This window comes from Macrococcus sp. CoH-51_TC_04 (assembly GCF_058188655.1).
The window spans coordinates 1-1,539 of sequence record NZ_JBVGOY010000031.1; the positions used below are offsets into that span (position 1 = coordinate 1).

Consider the following 1,539-nt stretch of genomic DNA (forward strand, 5'->3'; position numbering starts at 1 on the left):
CAGACTGTAGACAAAGTCTCCTTCGGAGATGAAGTTTACAGTCTTTTTTTGATAAAATATAGGTATATCATTGAACGGTGGTGTTTTACTTGATTAAGAGAAGTAAGTCTGAAGATATTAATATCATTCGCAGTCAATTTGAAATGTATTCATTAGAAGACCTTGTACCAGAAAATCATCTTCTAAGAAAAGTTGATAAAGTATTCGATTTATCCTTTGTATATGATTTAGTAGAAGAAAAGTATTCTACAGATAATGGCCGTCCAAGTATTGATCCGGTTGTATTAATAAAAATTGTATTAATACAACACCTTTTTGGTATCAAATCAATGCGCCAGACAATTAAAGAGATTGAAACTAATTTTGCGTACAAATGGTATCTCGGTTTAGGCGTTAACGATAAAGTACCTCATTTTTCTACCTTTGGTAAGAACTATTCTAGACGATTTTATGATAATCAGATTTTCGAAGAAATCTTTTCTCGTATTCTCAAAATTGCTATAGATAATAACTTCGTAGATAATACTTCACTATTTATTGATTCAACGCATATTAAGGCCAATGCCAACAAGAAGAAATTTATTAAACAAGAAATACAGAAGACTGCTAAACATTATGAACAAGAGCTTATTGAAGATATCAATTCTATTAGAGAATCTGAAGGAAAAAAGCCTCTAGCTTCAAGAAAGGAGGAGAATCTTAAAGTAATAAAAATAAGTAATAATGATCCCGATGCTGGTTACTATGTTAAAAGTGAAAGAGAAAAACAATTTGCCTATAGTGCGCATACATGCTGCGATAAGTATGGTTATATCGTTGATTTTCATTTAACTCCTGGTAATGTTCATGATAGTACACAGTTAGTACCTATGATTGACAGGCTTGAAAGTAAAAAACTACTACCGAGATATGTTGCTGTGGATTCTGGATATAAAACACCTCATAATGCTAAGTATTTATTAGATAAAGAGATTCTACCAGCTATGCCATATAAACGTCCCATGGGTCCGAAGGACTTAATGAATAAAAATGAATTTTTATATGACGAATACTATGATTGTTATATTTGCCCTAATAATCAAATGTTGAAATATCAAAGAACAGACAGCGATGGTTACCGTTTGTATATTTCTAATCCAAATAAATGTAAGGATTGTCCTTTACTTAATAAATGTACTAAGAGTAAAGAACAGAAAAAAATCGTTACAAGACATATATGGCAACAATATCTTGATATTGTTGATGACTTGAGATTCATAGATACTATAAAAGCTATATATAAATTGCGTAGTCAAACAATAGAAAGACGTTTTGCTGATGCTAAAGAACAGCATGGTTTGCGATGGACTAAGTACAAAGGAATTCAAAAAGTCACCATGGAGACCACGCTTATTTTCGCATGCATGAATTTAAAGAAATTAGCAAATTATCTAGCAGGTTAAGCTGGATATTTTGCTAATTTCTTTAAAATAACAATATTTTTCGAAGAAAAAAGACAAACTCACTTTTAGAATTGTGAGTTTGTCTTCAGTCTGAGCA

The 1,539-nt window shown here is 31.1% G+C and carries 1 protein-coding gene; it reads left to right on the plus strand.

The window, feature by feature from the left end; all coding sequences use genetic code 11:
- Positions 1-143: 143 nt before the first annotated feature.
- Positions 144-1,442 carry an IS1182 family transposase gene (locus ACZ2V4_RS11620; RefSeq protein WP_096078088.1) on the plus strand — a complete coding sequence of 433 codons (1,299 nt, stop codon included), beginning with the start codon at positions 144-146 and terminating at the stop codon, positions 1,440-1,442.
- Positions 1,443-1,539: the final 97 nt, after the last annotated feature.